This is a genomic window from Kosakonia sp. PSU_27 (assembly GCF_039409795.1).
Taxonomy (GTDB): Bacteria; Pseudomonadota; Gammaproteobacteria; order Enterobacterales; family Enterobacteriaceae; genus Kosakonia.
Genome location: NZ_JBCIVK010000008.1, coordinates 207,714 through 229,996 on the forward strand (window position 1 = coordinate 207,714; position 22,283 = coordinate 229,996).

Here is a 22,283-nt window from a genome sequence, read left to right on the forward strand (position 1 = left end):
ATGTCACAGGCTGCGCTGAACACGCGAAACCGCGAAGCGGAGGCTGTTAAAATCTCCCGCCGCAACAATGGAACGCGTCTTGCAGGTATCGTATTCCTGCTGACGGTGCTGTGCACTGTGTTGGTGAGTGGCTGGGTGGTACTGGGCTGGATGGACGACGCGCAGCGTTTGCCGTTATCAAAGCTGGTGTTGACAGGCGATCGCCATTACACCCGCAACGATGATATTCGCCAGTCTATTTTGGCGTTGGGCGCGCCCGGCACGTTTATGACGCAGGACGTTAATATCATTCAAAGCCAGATAGAACGTCTGCCCTGGATCAAGCAGGCGAGCGTCAGAAAACAGTGGCCAGACGAATTGAAGATTCATCTGGTTGAATATGTGCCCATTGCACGGTGGAATGATCAACATATGGTCGATGTGGACGGCAACGCATTTAGCGTGCCGGCCGAACGTACCAGTAAACAGGTTTTACCGATGTTGTACGGCCCTGAAGGGAGCGAAAGCGAAGTATTACAGGGCTACCGTGACATGGGGCAAGTGCTGGCAAAGGATAAATTCACGTTAAAAGAGGCGGCGATGACCGCGCGGCGTTCATGGCAAGTAACGCTCAGCAATGACATCAAGCTTAATCTGGGCCGTGGCGATACGATGAAACGTCTGGCGCGCTTTGTGGAACTCTACCCGGTGCTCCAGCAACAGGCGCAAACGGATGGCAAAGAGATTAGCTACGTGGATTTACGCTATGACTCAGGTGCGGCCGTAGGCTGGAAAGCGGCCCCTGTTCAGGAACCGAATCAGCAGCAAAATCAGGCACAACAGAATCAGGCACAGGCAGAGCAACAATGATCAAGGCGACGGACAGAAAACTGGTAGTAGGACTGGAGATTGGCACCGCGAAGGTCGCCGCTTTAGTAGGGGAAGTTCTGCCCGACGGTATTGTGAATATCATTGGCGTAGGCAGTTGTCCGTCTCGTGGGATGGATAAAGGCGGAGTGAACGATCTGGAATCGGTGGTGAAATGCGTTCAGCGCGCTATCGATCAGGCTGAATTGATGGCCGATTGCCAGATTTCATCGGTCTACCTTGCGCTCTCGGGGAAACATATTAGCTGCCAGAACGAAATTGGTATGGTGCCGATTTCGGAAGAAGAAGTTACGCAGGAAGATGTGGAAAACGTGGTGCATACGGCTAAATCGGTACGCGTGCGCGATGAACACCGTGTTTTACATGTGATTCCGCAGGAGTACGCTATCGACTACCAGGAAGGGATCAAAAACCCGGTAGGTCTGTCTGGCGTACGCATGCAGGCGAAAGTGCATTTGATTACTTGCCATAACGACATGGCGAAAAACATCGTTAAAGCCGTTGAACGATGTGGTTTGAAAGTTGACCAACTTATTTTTGCCGGACTGGCTTCCAGCTACTCCGTGCTGACTGAAGATGAACGTGAGCTGGGTGTCTGCGTTGTCGACATCGGCGGTGGTACAATGGATATGGCGGTTTATACCGGCGGTGCGCTGCGTCATACCAAAGTTATCCCTTATGCCGGGAACGTGGTAACCAGCGACATTGCCTATGCCTTTGGTACACCGCCGAGCGATGCAGAGGCGATTAAAGTTCGCCATGGTTGTGCGCTGGGGTCGCTGGTTGGCAAAGACGAGAGCGTTGAGGTGCCGAGTGTCGGCGGCCGTCCGCCGCGTAGCCTGCAGCGTCAGACGCTGGCAGACGTTATCGAGCCGCGCTACACCGAGCTGCTCAACCTGGTGAACGACGAAATTTTGCAGTTACAAGAACAGCTTCGCCAACAAGGTGTGAAGCATCATCTGGCGGCGGGGATTGTGTTGACTGGCGGTGCTGCGCAAATGGAAGGCCTGGCGGCCTGCGCGCAGCGCGTGTTCCATACGCAGGTGCGTATTGGTGCGCCGCTCAATATTACTGGCTTAACGGATTACGCCCAGGAGCCGTATTATTCAACGGCGGTGGGGCTGCTGCACTACGGGAAAGAGACCCATTTAAGTGGTGAAGCAGAAGTTGAAAAACGCGTGTCAGTGGGTTCGTGGTTCAAAAGAATCAACAGCTGGCTGCGAAAAGAGTTTTAATTTTTTTCAGAGACCGTAGAGAATTAGCGGTTTCAGGCGACAGGCACAACGGAGAGAGATTATGTTTGAACCGATGGAATTAACCAACGACGCGGTGATTAAAGTCATCGGCGTCGGCGGCGGCGGCGGTAACGCCGTAGAGCATATGGTGCGCGAGCGCATCGAAGGGGTTGAGTTCTTCGCGGTGAATACCGACGCGCAGGCGTTGCGTAAAACAGCGGTGGGGCAAACCATTCAGATCGGTGGTGGTATCACCAAAGGTCTGGGCGCTGGGGCAAACCCTGAAGTTGGCCGTAACGCGGCGGAAGAGGATCGTGAAGCGCTACGCGCTGCGCTGGAAGGTGCTGACATGGTCTTTATCGCAGCGGGAATGGGCGGCGGTACCGGTACCGGTGCGGCACCTGTAGTGGCTGAAGTTGCAAAAGATCTGGGTATCCTGACCGTTGCTGTCGTGACCAAGCCTTTCAATTTTGAAGGCAAGAAGCGTATGGCATTTGCGGAGCAGGGGATTACTGAGCTGTCCAAGCATGTGGACTCGCTGATTACCATCCCTAACGACAAATTGCTGAAAGTGCTGGGTCGTGGTATTTCTTTGCTGGACGCATTTGGCGCGGCTAACGATGTTCTTAAAGGCGCAGTGCAGGGGATTGCCGAGCTGATTACGCGCCCGGGTCTGATGAACGTCGACTTTGCTGACGTGCGCACCGTGATGTCCGAAATGGGCTACGCGATGATGGGTTCTGGCGTTGCCAGCGGCGAAGATCGCGCGGAAGAAGCGGCCGAAATGGCGATTTCCAGCCCGCTGCTGGAAGATATCGATCTGTCTGGTGCGCGAGGCGTGCTGGTTAACATTACGGCGGGCTTTGACCTGCGTCTGGATGAGTTCGAGACTGTGGGTAACACTATCCGTGCGTTTGCATCGGATAACGCAACCGTGGTTATCGGTACTTCCCTTGACCCGGATATGAACGATGAACTGCGTGTCACTGTTGTTGCGACCGGTATCGGTATGGACAAGCGTCCGGAAATTACCCTGGTCACCAATAAACAAGCGCAGCAGCCGGTAATGGATCGCTATCAGCAGCACGGCATGCAGCCGATGCAGCAGGAGCAGAAACCAGCGAAAGTGGTTAACGACAATACGCCGCAGACCACCAAAGAGCCTGATTATCTGGATATTCCAGCGTTTTTGCGTAAACAAGCAGATTAAGAATTTGCTGGAAGTTGGGCTTCGTCGCTCTTTGTGCTAAACTGGCCGTCCGATTGTGTTATACAATTTGGATGGATTGGTAATTAGGCGAGATTATACGATGATCAAACAAAGGACACTTAAACGTATCGTTCAGGCGACTGGTGTCGGTTTACATACCGGCAAAAAAGTCACACTGACGTTGCGCCCTGCGCCGGCAAATACCGGGGTCATCTATCGTCGCACTGACTTAAATCCACCGGTAGACTTCCCGGCTGATGCTAAATCTGTGCGTGATACAATGCTCTGTACTTGTCTGGTCAACGAGCATGACGTGCGGATTTCAACCGTTGAGCACTTGAATGCTGCTCTGGCGGGTTTAGGCATCGACAACATTATTGTCGAAGTTGACGCGCCGGAAATTCCGATTATGGATGGCAGTGCAGCACCATTCGTTTACCTGCTGCTGGATGCAGGGCTCGAAGAGCTGAACAGCGCCAAAAAATTTGTTCGCATCAAAGAAACGGTGCGCGTTGAAGACGGTGACAAGTGGGCTGAGTTCAAACCGCATAACGGTTTCACACTCGACTTCACCATCGACTTTAACCACCCGGCAATTGATGCCAGTACGCAACGTTACGCAATGAACTTCTCTGCCGACGCGTTTATGCGCCAGATTAGTCGCGCGCGTACTTTCGGTTTCATGCGTGATATCGAATACCTCCAGTCTCGTGGACTGTGCCTGGGCGGTAGCTTCGATTGTGCCATCGTAGTTGATGATTATCGCGTACTGAACGAAGACGGCCTGCGTTTCGAAGATGAATTTGTTCGCCACAAAATGCTGGATGCAATTGGCGATCTGTTCATGTGTGGTCACAATATTATTGGTGCATTTACCGCTTATAAATCTGGTCATGCGCTGAATAATAAACTGTTGCAGGCTGTTCTGGCGAAACAGGAAGCCTGGGAATATGTGACTTTCGAAGACGAAGCAGAACTGCCGCTGGCATTCAAAGCCCCGTCAATGGTTCTGGCGTAACGCCATAACTTCAAAATCGACTGGTTAACCTGGCACTCTCTCCGGTCAGGGAAACCAGTCGTTTTTATTTGGGCATTTCATCAAAAACGCCGGTGCGCGGATTAAATTCAAAACCTTTCTCCCGCTTTTTTTAGCGCGACTGCTGCTTTCCTGTCCAGTTTTCTGCCTTGCTATGCCCGAATACTGCTGTGGCGTGATGGCTTTAGTGGTAAGATTTGGGGCGCAAAACGACATACACTGACGCATTTTGAGACAGGTGTGATTTTAGGGTGGAGCAAGTGAGCGGAATACTGACGCGCTGGCGACAATTTGGCAGACGCTATTTCTGGCCGCATCTCTTATTAGGGATGGTCGCGGCGAGTTTTGGTTTGCCTGCACTTGCCTGTAATACAGAAACCGCTCAGCCAGCACGCGAAACGACCCGCAATCACGATAACGCCAGCGCGGTCAATTTCAGCAGCTTTGCCTTGCTGGAAGCCAAACGTCGTCCGAATTTCACCGTCGACTACTGGCACCAACATGCCATTCGCACCGTTATTCGCCACCTTTCGTTCGCCATGGCACCGCAAGCGCTGCCGGTGGCAACGGAAGAGCCGTTGCCGATTCAGGCACACCATCTTGCTTTGCTGGACACGCTCAGCGCGCTGCTGACGCTGGAAAGTAAGCCGCCAGCAATTGTTCGTCTTGCAGCCCAAACCACCTTCGTACCGCATACCGCGTTTCGCGTTTCCACCTGGATAAGCCAGGTACAAGGTATCCGCGCCGGGCCTCAGCGTCTCAGCTAAAAAACGAGTCTTTTTATCCATTTTTTAGCTCCGTAAAACGGGGCGCTTGAGATTTTTATTATGCTTACCAATTTGTTAACTAAAGTATTCGGTAGTCGTAACGATCGTACGCTGCGTCGCATGCGTAAAACTGTTGCCCAGATTAACGCCATGGAACCGGCCATGGAGCAGCTCAGCGATGACGAGCTGAAAGGTAAAACTGCTGAGTTTCGCGCGCGTCTGGAAAAAGGCGAAAGCGTAGATAGCCTGCTACCAGAAGCGTTCGCTGTCGTGCGAGAAGCGAGTAAACGCGTGTTCGGCATGCGCCATTTCGACGTGCAGCTGCTGGGCGGTATGGTGCTTAACGATCGCTGTATCGCAGAGATGCGTACCGGTGAAGGGAAAACGTTAACCGCAACATTGCCGGCCTACCTGAACGCCCTGAGTGGTAAAGGCGTGCACGTCGTAACGGTGAACGACTATCTGGCGCAACGTGACGCCGAAAATAACCGTCCACTGTTTGAATTCCTCGGCTTGAGCGTTGGCATCAACCTGCCGGGCATGCCGTCTGTTGCTAAACGCGAAGCCTACGCCGCTGACATTACTTACGGTACAAACAACGAATACGGCTTCGATTACCTGCGCGATAACATGGCGTTCAGCCCTGAAGAACGCGTGCAACGTAAACTGCACTACGCACTGGTGGATGAGGTCGACTCCATCCTGATCGATGAAGCGCGTACTCCGCTGATCATCTCTGGTCCGGCGGAAGACAGCTCCGATCTGTATAAAAAAGTGAACAAAATCATCCCGCATCTGATTCGTCAGGAGAAAGAAGATTCTGACACTTTCCAGGGTGAAGGCCACTTCTCCGTAGACGAGAAAGCGCGTCAGGTTACCCTGACCGAGCGTGGTCTGGTGCTGATTGAAGAGCTGCTGGTAAAAGAAGGCATCATGGAAGAGGGCGAGTCGCTCTACTCTCCTGCGAATATCATGCTGATGCACCACGTCACTGCTGCTTTGCGTGCCCACGCGCTGTTTACCCGCGATGTTGACTACATCGTGAAAGATGGCGAAGTCATTATCGTTGATGAACATACCGGGCGTACCATGCAGGGGCGTCGCTGGTCCGATGGTCTGCACCAGGCCGTTGAAGCCAAAGAAGGCGTGGAAATCCAGAATGAAAACCAGACTCTGGCCTCGATCACCTTCCAGAACTATTTCCGCCTGTATGAAAAACTCGCCGGGATGACCGGTACTGCGGATACCGAAGCGTTCGAATTCAGTTCAATCTATAAACTGGATACCGTTGTCGTTCCGACTAACCGCCCAATGATCCGTAAAGATATGCCGGATCTGGTCTATATGACTGAAGCGGAAAAAATTCAGGCGATTATCGAAGACATTAAAGAGCGTACAGCTAAAGGTCAGCCAGTGCTGGTGGGGACTATCTCCATCGAAAAATCAGAAGTTGTGTCCAATGAGCTGACAAAAGCGGGCATCAAGCACAACGTTCTGAACGCCAAATTCCACGCCAAAGAAGCAGATATCGTGGCGCAAGCGGGATACACCGGTGCGGTGACCATTGCGACGAACATGGCCGGTCGTGGTACGGATATCGTGCTGGGCGGGAGCTGGCAGGCTGAGCTGGCTGAGATCGAAGATCCAACGCCTGAGCAAATCGCCAAAGTGAAAGCCGACTGGCAGGTGCGTCACGACGCGGTGCTGGCGGCTGGCGGCCTGCACATTATCGGTACTGAGCGTCACGAATCACGCCGTATCGATAACCAGTTGCGTGGTCGTTCTGGTCGTCAGGGTGATGCGGGTTCCTCCCGTTTCTACCTCTCCATGGAAGATGCGCTGATGCGTATTTTTGCCTCCGACCGTGTTTCCGGCATGATGCGTAAGCTGGGGATGAAGCCGGGTGAAGCGATTGAACACCCGTGGGTCACCAAAGCCATTGCCAACGCCCAGCGTAAAGTGGAAAGCCGCAACTTTGACATTCGTAAGCAACTGCTGGAATACGATGATGTGGCCAACGATCAGCGCCGCGCGATTTACACCCAGCGTAACGAATTACTGGACGTGTCTGATGTTAGCGAAACGATTACCAGCATTCGTGAAGATGTCTTTAAAGCGACTATTGATGGCCATATTCCACCGCAGTCTCTGGAAGAGATGTGGGATGTTCCTGGTCTGCAGGAACGTCTGAAAAACGACTTCGACCTCGACCTGCCGATCGCAGAATGGCTGGATAAAGAGCCGGATCTGCATGAAGAAACGCTGCGTGAACGTATTCTGCAAAGCGCGGTTGAAACCTATCAGCGCAAAGAGGAAGTTGTTGGCGCAGAGATGATGCGTCACTTCGAAAAAGGCGTAATGCTGCAAACGCTTGATTCCTTGTGGAAAGAGCACCTGGCGGCGATGGATTATCTGCGTCAGGGTATCCACCTGCGTGGCTATGCGCAAAAAGATCCGAAGCAGGAATATAAGCGTGAATCTTTCGCCATGTTTGCTGCGATGCTGGAGTCGCTGAAATACGAAGTCATCAGCACGCTGAGTAAGGTACAGGTGCGTATGCCGGAAGAAGTGGAAGAGATGGAGCAGCAGCGCCGTCAGGAAGCTGAACGTCTGGCGCAGATGCAGCAGCTGAGCCACCAGGATGACGAATCCGCCGCTGCGGCAGAACTTGCCGCACAAACTGGCGAACGCAAAGTAGGGCGCAACGATCCGTGCCCGTGTGGTTCCGGTAAAAAATACAAACAGTGCCACGGGCGTCTGGCATAACGCGTTAATAATAATTACGAAGGCGCAGATATCTGCGCCTTTTTTATGGGATCTGCAGAATGAAAATACTCAACATCGCCGTAGGGATCATCCGTAATCCGCAAGGAGAAATCTTTATTACCCGGCGAGCCGCCGATGCGCATATGGCAAATAAACTGGAATTCCCCGGCGGCAAGATTGAAGCCGGTGAAACCCCTGAGCAGGCTATGATCCGCGAATTACAGGAAGAAGTGGGTATAACACCTGTTGAAGCGGTACTGTTTGATAAGCTGGAATATCAGTTCCCGGATCGCTATATCACGTTGTGGTTCTGGCTGGTAGAGCGCTGGGAAGGGCTGCCCTGGGGTAAAGAGGGACAACCAGGCGAGTGGATAGCGCAGGATAAGCTGAATGCGGAAGATTTCCCGCCGGCGAATGAACCCGTTATCACCAGGCTGGCGCAGCGCTAAGCAACACGCCAGCTGGTTTGTTGGCGATTACGGCTGCTCTTCACTCCAGTCATCGCTGTCGGAGAGATCGCCTGAACTTGGAATACGCTTCTCTTCTGCAGCCCATTCGCCTAAGTCAATAAGCTGGCAGCGTTTGGAGCAGAAGGGGCGAAACGGGCTTTCTTCACCCCAGACCACAGTTTTGCCGCAGGTTGGGCAGTTAACCATCGTAGCTTCAGTCATTACGGAACTCCTTAACAGCAGGCCAGTTCAAAATCTAGCCGCTCCGGTACCAGGCCGTTTTCGCTGTCGAGGGGCATAAAACGTATAGCAAAGCGGCTCTTATGGCCGGAAATTTGTGGATATAAACGCTCTTTCAAAGGCAATTGCAGGCGCAGCAGGTCGGCATCTTCGCCATTATCCTGGTAAAAACCATTCAGGCTGGTCTGGCGACGAAATGGTGCAGCGTTGCGAATAAGATCAAGGATCAGCGATAGCGTTGCGCGCAGCGGTTCAAGGCTTGCAAGCCATATTTCGATTTGCGCATCGCGCTGTTCTTGGGGTAAGTGCAGCCACATATGCAACGTGGGCAAATCGAAACTACAACATCCGCCGGGGATACTCAGGCGCTGTCGCACCAGCCCAATCAGGCGATCTTCACGTAATAACTGACCGATGCGTGGTGCGGTCATCAGTACAGCGCCGCTCTCTTTCAGCTGCTGGCGGATAGCCTCAATACGATTGAGATCAACGCCGGGCACTTCGCTCCAGGCGCGCAGTTTACGTTGCTGACGTTCCAGCTCTTTCAGTAATTCAGTGCGGGTATCGCCCCGCTCAAACACATCCAGCAATTCACCTACGTTGCGGAAAAAGTGCAGCGCGCCTGCGTGATCGCTCACCGGTAAATGAACCGAAAGTTGTTGCAGTAAAAACTCAACGCGCAGCCAGGTACGCATCTTTTCATTAAGCGGATGTTCAAAAAGGATGTGGGTGTGCATTACGGTTTTTCCTGTGATACGGCCTGCGAAGCATAACGTAGATAGGCTGCATGCAGGCGGGCAACATCCGATGCTATCGCATCTGGTGCGCCATTATTGTCAATAACATCATCCGCGATGGCAAGTCGCGCTTCACGCGTGGCCTGAGCCGTGAGAATTTTTTCTGCATGTTCCCGGCTGACGCCATCGCGCTGCATGGTGCGTAAAATTTGTGTCTCAACCGGGACGTCGACGACTAAAACGCGATCGGCTTTATCATAAAGCTGGTTTTCCACCAGCAACGGAACAACCCACAGTACATAAGGTGACGTCGCTTGCGCAATCTGGTGCCGGGTCAGTTTTTGAATAAGCGGGTGGAGCAAACCGTTTAGCCATGCTTTATCGGCTGGGGATGCAAAAATATGTTCGCGCAACAAACGACGATTCAGTGATCCGTCCTTAAGCAGCATTTCAGCGCCGAAATGTCCGACAATGGCGCGTAATGCTTCGGTTCCGGGTTCCACAACCTGACGTGCGATAATATCCGCGTCGATAACATTAACACCCAATTCAGCAAAGGCATTTGCCACGGTGCTTTTACCGCTGCCGATGCCGCCAGTTAACGCGACCGTATACCCCATAACGCTTAGTCCTAAAATAGCCTGCCATTCACCACTCTGCGTCTTTTTTCCTGCTTTCGTAACGGTATTTTGCCGTCTCTGATAAGAGAAAAACGCAAAAGTGCTAATATAATTATTAAATTATTCAGTTGGTTGTGATTAAAGCAAGCGACAATGAAATCAATTAACCCAAACTTGCCTGTTCACCAGGTAAATTTATAGGATTGTAGCGTAAAAAAAGAGAATTTCGCAGTCTTGCACGGTCCTTATTAGCGCGTATGATAGCGTCACTGGAGTTGTGAGTTTGTCATGTCGCCATTAACCCCAGGAATCTGCACACATGCGTATTGAAGAAGATCTGAAATTAGGTTTCAAAGACGTTCTTATCCGCCCTAAACGTTCAACCCTCAAAAGCCGTTCCGATGTCGAGCTGGAGCGCAAATTCACATTTAAACATTCCGGGATGAACTGGTCCGGCGTACCCGTTATCGCTGCCAATATGGATACCGTTGGCACGTTTGCGATGGCGAAAGCGTTGGCGTCCTTCGATATTCTTACCGCTGTACACAAACACTACTCTGTTGAAGACTGGAAAGCCTTTATTCAGCGTGAGTCAGCTGATGTGCTGCGTCATGTGATGGTTTCTACTGGCACATCCGATGCTGATTTCGAAAAAACCAAACAGATCCTCGCGTTACATGCAGATCTGAATTTTGTCTGCATCGATGTGGCGAACGGTTACTCAGAACATTTCGTGCAGTTCGTTGCTAAAGCACGTGAAGCCTGGCCGAATAAAACTATCTGTGCCGGTAACGTCGTCACGGGTGAAATGTGTGAGGAGCTGATTCTTTCCGGCGCCGACATCGTGAAAGTGGGTATCGGCCCGGGTTCTGTGTGCACCACTCGCGTAAAAACCGGCGTCGGTTACCCTCAGTTGTCTGCGGTGATCGAGTGTGCCGATGCGGCTCACGGCCTCGGGGGGCAGATTGTCAGTGACGGTGGCTGTACCGTACCTGGCGATGTGGCGAAAGCTTTCGGCGGCGGCGCGGATTTCGTTATGCTCGGCGGTATGCTGGCGGGCCATGAAGAGAGTGGTGGCACCATCGTTGAAGAAAACGGTGAGAAATACATGCTTTTCTATGGCATGAGCTCCGAATCCGCCATGAATCGCCACGTTGGTGGTGTTGCAGGTTACCGCGCGGCGGAAGGCAAAACCGTGAAGCTGACGCTGCGTGGCCCGGTGGAAAATACTGCGCGCGATATCCTCGGTGGTTTGCGTTCAGCCTGTACTTATGTTGGCGCTTCCCGCCTGAAAGAGCTGACCAAACGCACCACCTTTATCCGCGTTCAGGAGCAGGAAAACCGCGTTTTCAATAGCCTCTGACGAGTTTGCAGGCGCACAGCGTTGCGCCTGCATTATCCGCCACCACTCATCGCATCTCCCAGATGAAAGATGGGCAAATACATTGCCACAACTAATACCCCGATAATAAGCCCAGTAACCACCAGTAAGAGCGGTTCCAGCACTGCGGCCAGACCATCAGCCTGACGCTGGGTTTGTTCGCTATGATGCCGGGCCAGATTCTCCAGCATGCTGTCCAGCGCGCCAGAAACTTCCCCTGTGCGAACCAACTGAATGCACAATGGTGGGAATTCACCACTCTGTTGTAACGCTGCCGAAATAGCCGCACCCTGAGTAATTTCCTGATGCGCGCGTTGCAGCACCGCCTGCCAGTAAGGGCAGGAGAGAGTTTCCCGTACGCTCTCCAGCCCTTGCAAAAACGCGATCCCCGCACGCTGCGTCAGTGCCAGGACGGTAAATATCTGGCTCAGGCGCTGACCCCGAACCAGCGGGCCAATGATCGGGCTTGCCAGTAGTAACCGCTGCCGATGGCGTTGCCAGCCTGTATGGTTGCGCAGCATCCGTAAAACACCGCTTGTTAATAATGCGCACACCATTAAGGGCAGTGCCGCTTGCTGCATGATCGCAGCACCCGCAATGACACCTCGCGTCAGCATCGGCAGCGGGGTATTGAATGTCCGGTAAATGGCGGTGAATTCCGGTAGTACCAGATAGATCATGGCCAGCACCACGACGGCAGTCAGTGCGAGGATGATTAACGGATAGCGCAGCGCTTTTTTCACTTTCAGTGTTAACTCTCGCTGCGCTTTTTGCTGGCTGGCGAGTTTAAAGCAGCACTCATCCAGCTTGCCGGTTAATTCACCGGTGCGAATCATTGCCAGCCAGAGCGGTGGAAACACTTCTGGCCATTGGCGCAGTGCAGCGGAGAAGGTTTCACCCTGCTCCAGCGCTTGTGCCAGATGATGTAACAATGCGCGCCACTGTTTTGCAGGATGCTGTTCAGCCAGAAGTTGTAACCCTTCCGGCAGCGTGAGTCCTGCCCGCAGTAAGGTTGCCAGTTGATGAAGTAACTGGCTGCTGTGTTCCGGCTTCCAGAGTGCGCGCCGTATGACGCAGCGCTTTATCGCAAGCGGATGAATTTGCTGTTGGTTCAACAGCAACAGTGTGCTGGTGCGGTTTTCGCTCCAGAACAACCCACTTTGCAGTTCACCGCTTTTTTCGAGCCCGGACCATTGCCAGAGTTGTTTACTTGCCATCAGGGAAACCCAATATGCGTACCAGCTCCTCGAACGTGGTCAGCCCTTGTTCAACGGCGAGGCAGCCATGCTGAAAAAGCGTGGTCATCCCCCCTGCGCGTGCCCGCTGTTCGATCTCATCCGCGCTGAGATCGCTGGCGATGGCCTGGCGAACGTCCGGGGTGATGGCGAGTACTTCGAATAACGCGACGCGTCCATAGAAACCGTGATAGCACTGCTCACAACCTTCGGCGCGCCAGCGAGGCAGCGGGCGCGGCCACAGATTGTCGGGCAAATGGTTATTTTCCACTCCCAGCTTGCGGCAATGCGGGCACAGTTTTCTCACCAGCCGCTGCGCGACAACCAACGAAAGCGCGGAAGAGATCATCCAGCGCGCAACCCCCATTTGCTGAATGCGCACCAGCGTTTCGCTGGTCGAGTTGGTGTGTAATGTCGACAGCACCAGGTGGCCGGTTTGTGCGGCTTTGATGGCGATTTCCGCCGTTTCGCCATCGCGGATTTCGCCGACCATAATGATATCGGGATCCTGGCGCAGTAAGGCGCGCAGCACACTTTGAAAGGTCAACCCGGCACGCGGGTTAATCTGCGTCTGATTCAAACCGTTCAGCGGGATCTCGACCGGATCTTCAACGCTACAGATGTTGACCTCCTGCTTGTTACGCGCCTGAAGTGCGCTGTATAGCGTTACTGTTTTACCACTGCCGGTAGGCCCGGTGACCAGCAATAGCCCCTGTGGTTGCGCCAGCGCGTTATTAAAGAGCGCCATTTGCGTTTCCGTCATACCAAGGGCGGCGATCTCCAGCGCCTGGTTAACCTGGTGCAAAAGCCGTAAGACGACTTTTTCGCCGTGGCGGCAGGGCAGGGTTGCGATACGAAACGAAACAGACTGCCCTGACAACTCGACATTGAACTGTCCATCCTGCGGGAGACGTCGTTCGGCGATATCAAGATTACCGAGCACTTTTAGCCTTGCTGTCAGGGTGCTGGCAAGTGTGCCGGGGAGCGGCGTTAAAGCATGCAGTACCCCGTCAACACGCAGGCGAATGACATACTGGGTTTCGCCGGGCTCAAAATGGATGTCGGAAGCGCGTAGCATCAGTGCCTGTTGCAGCGTGTGGTTTAAAATTTCTACCGCAGAGCCGCTCTCTTCTTTGGGCTCTTGTATTACCGGTACTGGGGGCTGCGCGGTTACCTGCTGGTGCTTATCCATCTGTTCCGGTGTCCAGCAGCGGATGTCGATGCGTTTTTGCACCGCGAATTGCAGCGATTCCATCAGCTCTGTGCTGGGGCTATCCACAACGGCAATAGTGAGCACATCGATTTCGTTATTGAGCACAACCGCATTGTGGCGCTGGCAGAGCGCGATAAGTTTGTCCTCTTTCATCGCTGCTCCTTAGCGTCCGGTACGGAAAACATCTTCGCAAGCCTGTTGCAGTGCGCTATCCGCTTGCGTATTGCATGTGCGCGTCCAACCCTGCATACCCTCGGCACTATTCCACTGTGGCGTCATGACCACACTCAGCCCGTTCAGACTCTCTTGCCCGGTCAGCGTGACGATGCCTTTTGCAACGCTCATGGCAGAAACATATCGCGTGGTTGTTGGCGCGGGGATGCCATTACTGCTGGCATCGCAGGTATCTAAGCCACCGCGCTCCAGCGCGCATAACTCGATTGCGGTGCGATAGGGAACATAGGCTTGCAGCATGTCGGTTAGCGCGGCTTTACGCAGGTAGTTTTGGTAGGCAGGTATACCGATAGCGCTCAAAATGGCAATGATGCCAATAACCACCATCAGCTCAATTAAGGTGAATCCTTGCTGTCTGTTCATAAACGGCTCCTTGTTTTGAGCCGCTACTCTGTCAGCCCCTGGACTGGCTGGCGAGACGCAAAAAGAAGAGTGGGAAAGAGGCTTCCAGCGTTGTTGATGAAATTGCAGTTCACAACAAAAAAGGTGCGAGTTAGCACGCAAAATAAACGGGCCTGTGGCCCGTTCAAAAGTGAGGACTAACGAAAGCGCATTGACAGGTCGAGCGCGCGAACATGTTTGGTGAGTGCCCCGACCGAGATGTAATCAACACCGGTTTCGGCGTATTCGCGCAGGGTTTCCTGCGTCACGTTGCCGGAAACTTCCAGCCGTGCCTGACCATGGGTACGCTTCACGGCTTCGCGCATTTGTTCAGTGGCGAAGTTATCCAGCATGATGATGTCCGCGCCGGCTTTCAGGGCGTCATCCAGCTCTTCCAGCGATTCCACCTCGACTTCAACCGGCACATCCGGATGCATCCAGAAGGCTTGCTCAACAGCCTTACGTACAGAACCCGCAGCGATAATGTGGTTCTCTTTGATGAGGAATGCATCGGATAGACCCAGCCGGTGGTTCGCGCCGCCACCGCATAGCACCGCGTATTTCAGGGCGGTGCGCAGCCCCGGCAGCGTTTTGCGGGTATCCAGCAGCTGTGTTTTAGTACCGCTGAGTAGATCCACATAGCGGCGTACTTCGCTGGCGACACCGGAAAGTGTCTGGACAAAATTGAGCGCGGTACGCTCGCCGGTCAACAACACGCGCGAAGGGCCTTCAAGCTCAAATAGCGGCTGGTTAGCGTGAATCACGTCGCCATCCGCGACATGCCAGGTGATGGCGACATCATCGCCCGCCAGTTGAATAAAGACCTCTTCAACCCAGCGTTTGCCGCAGAATACACCGTCTTCACGGGTGATGATCACCGCATGAGAGCGGTTCTCTGGCGGTAACAATTGCGCGGTAATGTCGTTATTTGCATCGACTTCTCCACCCAGGTCTTCACGCAGGGCCTGAGCCACGGCGGCGGGGATATCCAGCTCGATGCGTTCGAGCAGCGCGTCACGTCGGTGATCGGGGTTATAGCGGCGAGGCGGCATGATAAACTCCAAAAAGGGTAACGAATCACAAAGTTAGGTGATGTCCTGCTGGCAACGCCATTACGGGACACAGTGCAAACATGCTACTCTGAAGCGTGTTTCAGCACCATCCTCTATAAGGAGTTCCTTATGCAGTTACGCAAGGGCTGGCTGGTTGAGGCGCGGCATGTGCCGTCTCCCCATTTTGATTGCCGCCCGGACGATGAACAGCCTTCATTACTGGTGGTACATAATATTAGCTTGCCCCCCGGTAAATTTGGCGGCCCGTGGATAGACGCGCTGTTCACCGGCACGCTGGATGCCAGCGCCGATCCGTTCTTCGAAGAGATTGTTCATCTGCGCGTTTCCGCACACTGCCTGATTCGCCGTGATGGCGAGATTGTGCAGTATGTGCCTTTTGATAAACGCGCCTGGCATGCAGGCGTCTCTTCGTATCATGGGCGGGAACGCTGTAACGACTTTTCCATTGGTATCGAGCTTGAGGGCACCGATCATCTGCCTTATACCGATGCGCAATACCGCCAGCTGGCGGCAGTGACACGAACGGTGATTGAGCTTTACCCGTCGATTGCCGACAATATGACCGGGCATAGCGATATCGCCCCCGAACGCAAGACCGATCCCGGGCCGGCTTTTGATTGGGCGAGATTTCGTGCGCTGGTTGCCGGTATGTCAGAAAAGGAGATGCCATGACGTTATTCACCCTGTTGCTGGTATTAGCAGCAGAACGGCTGTTTAAACTGGGCGAGCACTGGCAACTGGATCATCGGATGGAAGTGCTGTTCCGGCGGGTAAAACACTACTCGATGTTCAGAACGTTGCTGATGACCGCGCTGGCGATGCTGGTCACCTTCCTGATTTTGCGCGCATTGTATGGGCTGTTTTTCAATGTTCCGCTGCTGGTAGTGTGGATTTTGCTCGGCGTGTTGTGTATCGGCGCGGGTAAAGTGCGGCTGCACTATCACGCCTATCTGAAAGCGGCAGCGCGCAATGACGCACATGCCCACACGGCAATGGCGAATGAGCTGACGCTGATCCACGGCGTGCCGCCAGGCTGCGACGAGCGCGAGTTTCTGCGCGAGCTGCAAAACGCGCTGGTATGGATCAACTTCCGTTTTTATCTCGCGCCAATGTTCTGGTTTATCGTGGGAGCGTCGTGGGGACCCGTGTTGCTGGTCGGTTACGCCTCATTGCGTGCGTGGCAATACTGGCTGGCGCGTTACAAAACGCCAAACGAGCGTCAGCAGTCTGGCATTGACGCCATTTTGCATCTGCTGGATTGGATACCGGTGCGCCTCGCGGGTGTGGTCTACGCGCTGGTCGGACACGGTGAAAAAGCGCTCCCGGCCTGGTTTGCGTCGTTGGGCGATCGCCATACTTCACAATACCAGGTGCTGACGCGTCTTGCGCAGTTCTCGCTGGCGCGCGAGCCGCACACCGATAAAGTCGAAACGCCGAAAGCCGCTGTCTCAATGGCGAAAAAAACGTCGCTGGTGCTGGTGGTCGTGGTGGCGCTGTTAACGATTTACGGCACGCTGATTTAACCGCGTGCCGCAGTATCACTGATTATCCGCTGCCGGGATGCCGAAATCGGGCATCCCGTTTTCTTGCCAGCGAATTGTTTTCAGGCGGGTATGGCGATTGGGATCGTAAAGCGGATCGCCTTCAATTTCGGTGTAATTCCGTGCGTGATAGACCAGCACATCTTCCCCTTCCGGCGTTTGCGTAAAACTGTTGTGCCCCGGGCCGTACTGGCGGTTTTCATAACTGGTTTTAAACACCGGCTGCGGCGATTTATGCCAGTTTTTGGGATCCTGCGGGTTGGCGGTGATATCGATCCACAACAAGCCCATACAGTAATTTTCGTCAGTAGCGCTGGCGGAATAACTCACAAAGAGTTTATCGCCGTGGAACAATACCGCCGGGCCTTCATTGACCAGAAAACCACGACACTCCCAGTCAAATTCCGGTTTGCTTAACATTACCGGTTCGCCTTTCAGCGTCCACGGGTTTTCCATTTCCGCCAGGTAGAGGTTGGAGTTCCCGGCAATATGCGGCGCTTTTTGCGCCCATAAATACCAGCGTTTCCCCTGATGCTCAAAGGTCGTGGCATCGAGCGCAAAGGTATCGAAAGGCGTTTTTACCTGGCCTTTTTCGACCCAGCGACCACTGAGCGGATCGGCATCCGCGCACTCCAGTACGAACATGCGGTGCTGGAACATATTCAGCGCATCCAGCGCTTTGGTCCAGGTCGCGGCAAAGTAGAGATACCATTTGCTATCAATGTGATGCAGCTCCGGTGCCCAGATAAGCTCGCTCATTGGGCCGCTTTGCGGTTTGCGCCAGACTACCACGCCCTCGGCATCCCGCAGGCCTTCCAGCGTACTGGCGCGGCGGATCTCCAGCCGGTCATATTCCGGCACCGAGGCAACGAAATAGTACTCGCCTTGATGGCGCAGGATAAACGGGTCAGCGCGCTGTTCAATAAACGGGTTCGGCCAGTTTTTCATTATGCATTCCTTACGTTATCGCCCGCCGGTAAATGCTGATTTTCGGTCAGTTCATGGTAGTTGACGCGGCGTTTTTCCAGATCCGCCTGGATCTGTTTCATCAGTTCACGGTCGACTTTCAGCAAGCGCACCACGCCTGCGGTGATCAGGTAGCCGACGCCCGGAATAATGGTAAACAGCAGCATGATGCCGTTAATGGCGCTGGCGCTTTGCTGTTTGGCGCCTGCGTCATAGCCATACCAGGAGAGCAGGAAACCGACCATCGCCCCGGCAACTGCCAGCCCCACTTTCAGGAAGAACAGGTTGCCGGAGAAGCTCATACCGGTAATGCGTTTGCCGGTTTTCCACTCGCCGTAATCATCGACATCCGCCATCAGCGACCAGTGCAGCGGGGAAGGGATCTGATGCAGAATGTTCAGCAGGAAGTAGAGCACCACAATCAGCACCGTGGCGTGCGGGTCAAAGAAGTAAAAGGCGCAGGAGAAGAACGCCAGCACGATATTGGTCCAGAAGAAGACTTTCAGTTTACACCAGCGGTCGGTCAGCACTTTTGCCAGCATACTGCCGAGCATCATGCCGACCACGCCAAGGCTAATAAACATCGTCGCGAAATGGGTGCTTTCCCCCATCACCCAGGTGACGTAATACATGGTGGCCGCCATGCGGATAAAACCAGGGCAAACATTGCAGAGCGTCAGCAGGAGGATGCGCACCCACTGATCGTTTTTCCACACGTCTTTGAAATCTTTTTTCAGATCATCATTGGTTGGCACCGCCGGGCGGATACGTTCGCGCACGGTGGCAAAGCAGAACAGGAACATACACATGCCGATAAACGCCAGCACCGTCATCGCCATCTGGTAGCCTTTGGCTTTATCCGCACCGCCGAACCACTCGGCCATCGGCAGCAGCGTGAGCGACAACAGCAGGGTGGCAATGCCGACCATCACAAAGCGATACGACTGGCAGGCAACACGCTCTTTCGGGTCGTTAGTGATAACACCGCCCAGCGAGCAGTAGGGGATATTGATTGCGGTATAGGTCAGCGACAACAGGAAATAGGTGACAAAGGCATAGATAACTTTGCTGTTATAAGACCATTCCGGCGTGGTGAACATCAGCACGCTGAAGACGGCGTAAGGTACGGCTATCCACAATAGCCACGGGCGAAAACGGCCATATTTACTTTGTGTCCGGTCAGCGAGCGCCCCCATTAGCGGGTCAGTCACCGCATCAATCACGCGAATCGACAGCAGTAATACCCCAACCAGCGCAGGTGCGAGGCCGAAGATATCAGTATAGAAATAGTTAACAAACAGCATGATAGCGCCAAAGATAATGTTGCATCCGGCGTCGCCCATGCCATAGCCAATCTTTTCTTTAACAGACAGTTTGTTGTCCATTGCCGGTTCTCCCTTTGAGATATGGCATGAAGTATTTGTCTGTAAATTTTTGTTTGCGTAGCAGGATCAGGCCGCAGAGATGGACAAAATGGCTATGGGAAGGAAAGTGTGAGGAAGGTAACACAGTGATAACCCCCTCTCCCGGGCGGGAGAGGGGGGAGTGGGTAAGGATTAATGCGCTTTCACGGCATTGGCGTTTTTCTGCTTCAGCAGGTAGCCGACGCCGAGGATGGCAATCCACACCGGGATCAGATAGACGGAGATCGCCATGCCGTCTGTCATCAGCATGATCACCAGTACCGCTGCCATAAAGATCAGGCAGATCCAGTTCCCCAGCGGGTAGAACAGCGCCGGGAAACGCGGCGTAACCCTTTGCTGCTGCTTGGCGCGGCGAAAACGCATGTGCGCCAGGCTAATCATTGCCCAGTTGATCACCAGAGCGGAAACCACCAGCGCCATCAGCAGACCAAACGCGGATTCCGGGGCGAAGTAGTTGATCAGCACACACAGCGCGGTAAACAGCGCAGAGGTGATGATGGTGTTCACCGGCACGCCGCGTTTATCCACGTGTTGCAGTATTTTCGGCGCGTTGCCCTGTTTCGCCAGACCGAACAGCATACGGCTGTTGCAGTACACGCAGCTGTTATAAACAGAGAGCGCGGCAGTCAGCACCACAATGTTCAACGCGTTGGCCACAAACGAGTCACCCAGTTCATGGAAGATCAGCACAAACGGGCTGGTGTCAGCCGTAACACGCGTCCACGGCAGCAGGGAGAGCAGCACAGCCAGCGAACCCACATAGAAAATCAGAATGCGGTAGATAACCTGGTTGGTGGCTTTCGGAATGCTTTGTTCCGGGTTATCGGCTTCTGCGGCGGTGATCCCCACCAGTTCCAGACCACCGAAGGAGAACATGATGATCGCCATCATCATCACCAGCCCACCGATGCCGTGCGGCAGGAAACCGCCCTGTTCCCACAGGTTACGCACGGTGGCTTGGGGGCCAGCGCTGCCGCTAAACAGCAACCAGCCGCCAAATACGATCATCGCGACAACCGCGAAAACCTTAATAATGGCGAACCAGAACTCCATCTCACCAAACACTTTCACGTTGGTCAGGTTGATGGCGTTGATAATGACAAAGAATACGGCGGCGGAAACCCATGTTGGAATTTCTGGCCACCAGAACTGCACATATTTCCCGACGGCAGTAAGCTCCGCCATCGCCACCAGCACGTACAGCACCCAGTAGTTCCAGCCGGAAGCAAAGCCTGCAAAGTTGCCCCAATATTTGTAAGCGAAGTGGCTGAATGAGCCTGCTACCGGCTCTTCAACCACCATTTCGCCAAGCTGGCGCATGATGAGAAACGCGATAAAACCGGCAATGGCATAACCCAGGATTATCCCCGGACCGGCAGATTGAATGACGGATGCGCTGCCCAGAAACAGGCCAGTCCCAATAGCGCCACCCAGCGCGATAAGCTGAATGTGGCGGTTCTTAAGGCCGCGCTTTAGCTGATCGCCGTGCTGTTGACCTTCCATTATGAAACCTCGTGTGTGGTTGTTATTTGTACGCTGCGGTTTGCGTGTAATAAATAAATTCCGTTTTTTGTATTTTTTTGTTTACGAAATGTCGACGTGTTTTTTCGTCAATCCCTTTCATAGGGCTCAGAATAGTGATAAGTGCGCGGGAATGCATCTGCTTTATGAAACTCTGATGACGAGCGGATAAAAAAGAAACCGTTTCTGCGTACCCCATCTACTCCCTCAATGGCCTTATTTCTTTGTTTTATGCGCATTAAAAGAATATTTATTCATATATTGGCGAACTGAATCGGTTCATATGCCTTAATTGGCGTTTCAGGAAAGTTAAAACTGCCTCTTTCGTGGTAAACGAGGCATTTGTGCAAGGTTACATCTTTGAAACGCTATTTCTGTAACATTGTTAAAATGTGCGTGGTTTCCTGATTTCAATCAAAACCTGTATGGACAGAAGGTGAATACTTTGTTACTTTAGCGTCAAGAACATGAAATTGGTAAGACCAATTTACTCCGGGCGAGTGGTAGAGACAGGGAACAATGGCCTACAGCAAAATCCGCCAACCAAAACTTTCCGATGTGATTGAGCAGCAACTGGAGTTTTTGATTCTCGAAGGTACGTTGCGTCCCGGCGAGAAACTGCCTCCAGAGCGCGAACTGGCCAAACAGTTCGATGTTTCTCGTCCTTCACTGCGCGAGGCCATTCAGCGCCTCGAAGCGAAAGGCCTGCTCCTTCGTCGCCAGGGTGGCGGTACTTTTGTCCAAAGCAGTCTGTGGCAAAGCTTCAGCGATCCGCTGGTTGAGCTTCTGGCCGATCATCCCGAATCCCAGTTTGACCTGCTTGAAACCCGCCACGCGCTGGAAGGCATTGCTGCATATTACGCGGCGTTGCGCAGCACCGATGAAGACAAAGCGCGGATCAGCGAGCTGCACCAGGCCATTGAGCGGGCGCAGCAGTCCGGGGATTTGGACGCGGAATCCAGTGCCGTTGTGCAGTATCAAATAGCCGTAACCGAGGCGGCACATAATGTTGTGCTGCTTCATCTGCTACGCTGCATGGAGCCCATGTTGGCGCAAAACGTTCGTCAGAACTTTGAATTGCTGTACGCGCGCCGCGAAATGCTGCCGCTTGTCAGCAACCATCGCTCGAGTATTTTCGCGGCGATCATGGCCGGAAAGCCGGAAGAGGCGCGTGAAGCGTCGCACCGCCACCTGGCGTTTATTGAAGAGATTTTGCTGGATCGTAGCCGTGAGCAGAGCCGTCGTGAACGCTCGCTTCGCCGGTTAGAGCAGAGAAAGAATTAAGATTTTCTGGTGCAGGTTGTACCGGAAGAGTTGTAACACCAGCGCCAAACTTTAGAGCGCGGCAACTAAACGCAGAACCTGTCTTATTGCACTTTTGTGGTTT

General features: G+C 53.5%; 21 protein-coding genes. 11 read left to right on the top strand and 10 right to left on the bottom strand.

Annotated features, from left to right (window positions below; translation table 11 throughout):
* The 7 genes from ftsQ to mutT all read left to right on the top strand — a co-directional run bounded on the left by ftsQ (position 1) and on the right by mutT (position 8,330).
* Complete coding sequence (ftsQ, locus tag AAIG26_RS20365; RefSeq protein WP_045511930.1) at positions 1-849, top strand: cell division protein FtsQ; 849 nt, start codon at positions 1-3, stop codon at positions 847-849.
* Positions 846-2,102 carry a cell division protein FtsA gene (gene ftsA, locus AAIG26_RS20370; protein WP_017457932.1) on the top strand — a complete coding sequence of 419 codons (1,257 nt, stop codon included), beginning with the start codon at positions 846-848 and terminating at the stop codon, positions 2,100-2,102. The genes ftsQ and ftsA overlap by 4 nt, the downstream gene beginning before the upstream one ends.
* A gap of 61 nt (positions 2,103-2,163) precedes the next feature.
* Positions 2,164-3,312: a cell division protein FtsZ gene (gene ftsZ, locus AAIG26_RS20375; RefSeq protein WP_007373153.1), complete on the top strand. Its 1,149-nt coding sequence runs from the start codon at positions 2,164-2,166 to the stop codon at positions 3,310-3,312.
* A gap of 100 nt (positions 3,313-3,412) precedes the next feature.
* Positions 3,413-4,330, top strand: a complete 918-nt coding sequence (gene lpxC, locus AAIG26_RS20380) for a UDP-3-O-acyl-N-acetylglucosamine deacetylase (RefSeq protein WP_020456551.1) — start codon at positions 3,413-3,415, stop codon at positions 4,328-4,330.
* Positions 4,331-4,608: 278 nt separating this feature from the next.
* Entirely contained in the window at positions 4,609-5,115 is a 507-nt protein-coding gene (gene secM / locus AAIG26_RS20385; protein ID WP_249880753.1) for a secA translation cis-regulator SecM, read from the top strand.
* A gap of 60 nt (positions 5,116-5,175) precedes the next feature.
* Positions 5,176-7,881 carry a preprotein translocase subunit SecA gene (gene secA / locus AAIG26_RS20390; protein ID WP_020456553.1) on the top strand — a complete coding sequence of 902 codons (2,706 nt, stop codon included), beginning with the start codon at positions 5,176-5,178 and terminating at the stop codon, positions 7,879-7,881.
* Positions 7,882-7,940: 59 nt separating this feature from the next.
* Positions 7,941-8,330 (top strand): 8-oxo-dGTP diphosphatase MutT, encoded by a 390-nt coding sequence (mutT, locus tag AAIG26_RS20395; protein WP_343181354.1) that lies wholly within the window; start codon positions 7,941-7,943, stop codon positions 8,328-8,330.
* A 27-nt stretch (positions 8,331-8,357) separates the two neighbouring features.
* Here mutT and yacG read toward each other — a convergent pair whose 3' ends face one another.
* From yacG to coaE, 3 genes are read right to left on the bottom strand one after another with little or no spacing between them, the layout of a single operon-like run.
* Positions 8,358-8,552 (bottom strand): DNA gyrase inhibitor YacG, encoded by a 195-nt coding sequence (yacG, locus tag AAIG26_RS20400; RefSeq protein WP_160271175.1) that lies wholly within the window; start codon positions 8,550-8,552, stop codon positions 8,358-8,360.
* An 11-nt stretch (positions 8,553-8,563) separates the two neighbouring features.
* Entirely contained in the window at positions 8,564-9,307 is a 744-nt protein-coding gene (gene zapD / locus AAIG26_RS20405) for a cell division protein ZapD (protein WP_097406981.1), read from the bottom strand.
* On the bottom strand, positions 9,307-9,927 hold the full coding sequence (gene coaE / locus AAIG26_RS20410) for a dephospho-CoA kinase (protein WP_269232232.1): 621 nt from the start codon (positions 9,925-9,927) through the stop codon (positions 9,307-9,309). The genes zapD and coaE overlap by 1 nt, the downstream gene beginning before the upstream one ends.
* Positions 9,928-10,246: 319 nt before the next feature.
* On the opposite strand from coaE, the gene AAIG26_RS20415 reads away from it, so the two are divergent.
* On the top strand, positions 10,247-11,290 hold the full coding sequence (locus AAIG26_RS20415; RefSeq protein ID WP_020456557.1) for a GMP reductase: 1,044 nt from the start codon (positions 10,247-10,249) through the stop codon (positions 11,288-11,290).
* Between the two features lie 32 nt (positions 11,291-11,322).
* Here AAIG26_RS20415 and hofC read toward each other — a convergent pair whose 3' ends face one another.
* The 4 genes from hofC to nadC form a co-directional block, all read right to left on the bottom strand.
* Positions 11,323-12,525, bottom strand: a complete 1,203-nt coding sequence (gene hofC, locus AAIG26_RS20420; protein WP_343181355.1) for a protein transport protein HofC — start codon at positions 12,523-12,525, stop codon at positions 11,323-11,325.
* Complete coding sequence (gene gspE / locus AAIG26_RS20425) at positions 12,515-13,909, bottom strand: type II secretion system protein GspE (RefSeq protein WP_045511944.1); 1,395 nt, start codon at positions 13,907-13,909, stop codon at positions 12,515-12,517. Before gspE ends, hofC begins: the two co-directional genes overlap by 11 nt.
* A 9-nt stretch (positions 13,910-13,918) precedes the next feature.
* Entirely contained in the window at positions 13,919-14,353 is a 435-nt protein-coding gene (gene ppdD / locus AAIG26_RS20430) for a prepilin peptidase-dependent pilin (protein ID WP_020456560.1), read from the bottom strand.
* A gap of 176 nt (positions 14,354-14,529) precedes the next feature.
* The gene (gene nadC / locus AAIG26_RS20435; protein ID WP_044489563.1) at positions 14,530-15,423 is read right to left on the bottom strand and encodes a carboxylating nicotinate-nucleotide diphosphorylase; all 894 of its coding nucleotides are present in this window, start codon (positions 15,421-15,423) and stop codon (positions 14,530-14,532) included.
* Positions 15,424-15,552: 129 nt separating this feature from the next.
* Between nadC and ampD the strand changes: the two genes are divergently transcribed.
* The gene (gene ampD / locus AAIG26_RS20440) at positions 15,553-16,116 is read left to right on the top strand and encodes a 1,6-anhydro-N-acetylmuramyl-L-alanine amidase AmpD (RefSeq protein WP_020456562.1); all 564 of its coding nucleotides are present in this window, start codon (positions 15,553-15,555) and stop codon (positions 16,114-16,116) included.
* Positions 16,113-16,967, top strand: a complete 855-nt coding sequence (gene ampE / locus AAIG26_RS20445) for a beta-lactamase regulator AmpE (RefSeq protein ID WP_020456563.1) — start codon at positions 16,113-16,115, stop codon at positions 16,965-16,967. Before ampD ends, ampE begins: the two co-directional genes overlap by 4 nt.
* Positions 16,968-16,982: 15 nt before the next feature.
* On the opposite strand, the gene AAIG26_RS20450 is transcribed toward ampE, so the two are convergent.
* The 3 genes from AAIG26_RS20450 to aroP form a co-directional block, all read right to left on the bottom strand.
* Positions 16,983-17,933 carry a family 43 glycosylhydrolase gene (locus AAIG26_RS20450; RefSeq protein ID WP_343181356.1) on the bottom strand — a complete coding sequence of 317 codons (951 nt, stop codon included), beginning with the start codon at positions 17,931-17,933 and terminating at the stop codon, positions 16,983-16,985.
* Positions 17,933-19,336 carry an MFS transporter gene (locus tag AAIG26_RS20455; protein ID WP_343181357.1) on the bottom strand — a complete coding sequence of 468 codons (1,404 nt, stop codon included), beginning with the start codon at positions 19,334-19,336 and terminating at the stop codon, positions 17,933-17,935. Before AAIG26_RS20455 ends, AAIG26_RS20450 begins: the two co-directional genes overlap by 1 nt.
* A 171-nt stretch (positions 19,337-19,507) precedes the next feature.
* Positions 19,508-20,881: an aromatic amino acid transporter AroP gene (aroP, locus tag AAIG26_RS20460; RefSeq protein ID WP_343181380.1), complete on the bottom strand. Its 1,374-nt coding sequence runs from the start codon at positions 20,879-20,881 to the stop codon at positions 19,508-19,510.
* Between the two features lie 534 nt (positions 20,882-21,415).
* Here aroP and pdhR point away from each other — a divergent pair.
* A complete protein-coding gene (gene pdhR, locus AAIG26_RS20465) occupies positions 21,416-22,180 on the top strand; it encodes a pyruvate dehydrogenase complex transcriptional repressor PdhR (protein ID WP_017457950.1) in 765 nt (254 codons plus the stop codon).
* Positions 22,181-22,283 lie beyond the last annotated feature (103 nt).